This is a genomic window from Oleiphilus sp. HI0061 (assembly GCF_001635675.1).
The window spans coordinates 1-3,309 of the sequence record NZ_LWFE01001284.1; the positions used below are offsets into that span (position 1 = coordinate 1).

Genomic DNA, 3,309 nt, shown 5'->3' on the forward strand with positions numbered 1-3,309 from the left:
TACCGGGCCGGGAGTCTCTGCTCGGTATAGCTGCATACCACCAATGCCTAGCATTGGAAGAATGGCGACAGCCAGTACGATCAAGCCCATGCCGCCAAGCCATTGCAATTGTTGTCGGTACCACAAGATAGATTTGGGCAGGTCATCTATCCCGGTAATGACGGTCGCGCCAGTGGTGGTTAGCCCCGATAGGGACTCAAAGTAAGCATCAACGAAGCGTAAATCAGGGGAGTCAGATAAATATAAGGGCACTGAACCACTCAGGCTGAGCACCAGCCAGAAGAGAACCGTTACGATAAAACCATCTCGTACACGAAGCTCCTTTTTATGGTTTCGAACAGGCAGCCAGATGATTAGCCCTAAGCCTAGCGTAATAACAAAAGCATCGAGGAAGGCATGGAGCTGATTATCGTTATAGATGAGCGAAACAATGATCGGCGGGAGCATGGTCAGGCTAAAAATCATCAGCAGGATGCCTAGAATTCGGCTGACTGTAGACAAATGCATCCGGTTGTATCTCCCAAAAAACTACTAAAACAGGGTTAGAAAAAAGCGAGTCCGACTTGGAACAGCTTCTCGACTTCGCGAACTCTTTTCTTATCGACCAGGAAGAGGATAACGTGATCGTCTTGCTCGATGCGGATATGGTCGTGAGCGATTAATACTTCCTGGTGACGGACAATTGCGCCGATGGTGGTACCGGTTGGTAAAGGTATCTCATCGACTCGTTTACCGACAACCTTTGAGGAGCGCTCGTCGCCATGTGCTACGGCTTCGATCGCCTCAGCTGCTCCTCGTCGTAAGGCGTGAACATTAACGACATCTCCTTTTCGGATATGGGTTAGCAGGCTGCCAATGGTGGTTTGTTGAGGCGATATGGCAATGTCGATTTCACCGCCTTGGATCAGATCGACATAATCAGGGTTGCTGATCAAGGCCATCACCTTGCGAGCACCAATGCGCTTGGCAAGCATCGAGGCCATGATGTTTGCTTCATCATCATTGGTCACGGCGATGAAAACATCAGTATCTTCGATGTTCTCTTCCAATAGCATGTCTTTATTGGCGGCATTACCATGCAGAACAATGGCCTTTTCGAGTTGCTCGGAAAGTGCCACGCAACGCTCGTGATGGTTTTCAATGATTTTTACTTGATAACGACGTTCCAGGTACTTGGCTAAGCGAAAACCAATGTTACCGCCACCAGCGATAATAATTCGCTTGTACTTATTTTCCAAAGGCTGCAGTTCGCTCATTACCGCGCGAATATGGTCGGTCGCGGCAATAAAGAAAACCTCATCATCTTCTTCAATCACCGTGTTACCAGAAGGAATGATTGGTTGGCCTTTTCTGAAAATTGCTGCCACTCGGGTGTCGATAGTGGGCATGTGCTGTCGGATCAAGGATAAGGCATGACCGACCAAGGGGCCGCCCTGGCATGCTCTGATGGCAACGAGTCTGGCCTTACCGTTTGCCAGGTCTAGTGCTTGTAAAGCGCCAGGATATTCCAATAAGCGGGTAATATGTTTGGTAACAACCTGCTCGGGGCTGATGAGTACATCAATGGGAAAGGCTTTGTTAGAAAACAGCTCTTTCTTGGCTAAATAAGGTGTCGCTCTGACCCGGCAGATTTTGGTGGGTGTCTGAAATAGTGTATAAGCAACCTGACAGGCGGCCATATTAACTTCATCACTATTTGCAACTGCAATCAGCATGTCTGCATCTTCTGCGCCCGCCTGGGCAAGAATGTTAGGGTGAGCACCCTGGCCGTGAATTGTGCGTATGTCTAAATGATCCTGAAGCTCACGCAGTCGAGCGCCATTGTGATCAATGACGGTGATGTCGTTTTCTTCATTTGCGAGGTTTTCAGCAAGCGTTCCGCCTACTTGCCCTGCACCGATAATGATAATTTTCATAAGGTTGATCTACGCACCGGTTTATTCAGTCATTTGACCCGTGGGCTATAATATACCGACAAAATTTAGGGTCAATCGCCAATTCAGTAAAATGACTCTTTTCATCCCCTAAACACGGTTAATCTGATAAATCTTGCTTCTTATTCGGGTATTTCGCTTCCGCGTTTTTTTAAACGGGCGTAGAAAAAACCATCATGACCGTTTTCTTGAGGGAATAATTGACGACCAAACCCGGTATCTTGCCCCCAGGGTGCATCGATCTTGAATAATTCGGCCTGATCTTGCTGTCTTAAGAATCGCTCGATAATTCGGCTATTCTCTTGTGGGAAGATAGAGCAGGTTGCGTATACCAATATCCCGCCTGGTTTGAGTGTTTTCCACAAGCTTGTAAGTAGCTGAAGTTGAAGTTCAGCCAATGCTTTTATATCACCTTCTTTGCGCAATAGTTTGATGTCAGGGTGGCGTCGAATGACTGCGCTGGCGCTGCATGGTGCATCGAGCAGGATTCGGTCAAAATGCTTACCGTCCCACCACTGCTCAAGCTCTTCGGCGCGTGATACCTTAAGTTCTGCCTGTAAATTTAGTCGTTTAAGGTTTTCATCGATCTTTGCGGCTCGACTTGCTTCAGAGTCTAGCGCCGTCAGGTGAATACCTGTTTGGGATTCCAGGATCGCACAGGTTTTTCCGCCTGGTGCGGCACAGGCATCGAGTACCTTATGGCCTTCTTCTAGTTCCAGTAAGTCACAACATAGTTGGGCTGCTTCATCCTGAACGCTTGCTGCGCCCTCGCGAAACTTGGGTAAAGCGGCTACGGGAACCGGTTTGAGCAACTGGATGCCGAAAGAACTGAAGGCGCAAGTTTGCGCTTCAATTTCCTGTTCCGTTAGTAAATCCAGGTAGTGTTGTCTTGGTTCGTCACTTTCAGCGAACTGTCGATTAACTCTCAGTGTCATCGGAGGGCGTGCATTTCCCTGGCGAAGAATATCTTGCCACTTTTCTGGCCAGTTATGTTTAACCTTTTCTTTAATCCACTCAGGGTAGCTGGCATTAATGATTTCGTTTGTTGCTTCACCTGCTTCGATCGCTGGCAGGGCGGATATTTTTCGAAGCACTGCATTGATCAAAGGCTTAAAGTGCTCTATTCCCAGCTCGGCAGCGGCTTGCACAGTTTCATTAATTGCAGCGTGGGCGGGTGTGCGCATGAATAGGAGTTGGTAAGCCCCTACTTTTAGAATGCTTTCAACCAGTTTATCTTCGTGCTGGAGCGGTGTTTCCAAAAACTGATTATGGTTATTTGCCAAATACTCGTACCAGCGACAGGCTCCATAGACAATTTCCTGAAGAAGGGCGCCGTCTTTATCTGCCACCTGTTCAGCAGCGATGGGCATGAGTG

Annotated in this window: 3 protein-coding genes; all 3 read right to left on the bottom strand. The window is 48.1% G+C overall.

The window, feature by feature from the left end:
* Positions 1-507: potassium transporter TrkG (locus tag A3735_RS20190; RefSeq protein WP_304439998.1), on the bottom strand; the 507-nt coding region annotated here is incomplete at its 3' end.
* A gap of 35 nt (positions 508-542) precedes the next feature.
* Positions 543-1,916 (bottom strand): Trk system potassium transporter TrkA, encoded by a 1,374-nt coding sequence (trkA, locus tag A3735_RS20195; protein ID WP_068512833.1) that lies wholly within the window; start codon positions 1,914-1,916, stop codon positions 543-545.
* 140 nt (positions 1,917-2,056) lie between these two features.
* A partial coding sequence (rsmB, locus tag A3735_RS20200; protein ID WP_156499788.1) for a 16S rRNA (cytosine(967)-C(5))-methyltransferase RsmB occupies positions 2,057-3,309 on the bottom strand: 1,253 nt, incomplete at its 5' end.

Coding starts and splice junctions, on each gene's coding strand:
- trkA (WP_068512833.1), bottom strand. CDS start 1,916: ATGAAAATTATCATTATCGGTGCAGGGCAAGTAGGCGGAACGCTTGCT.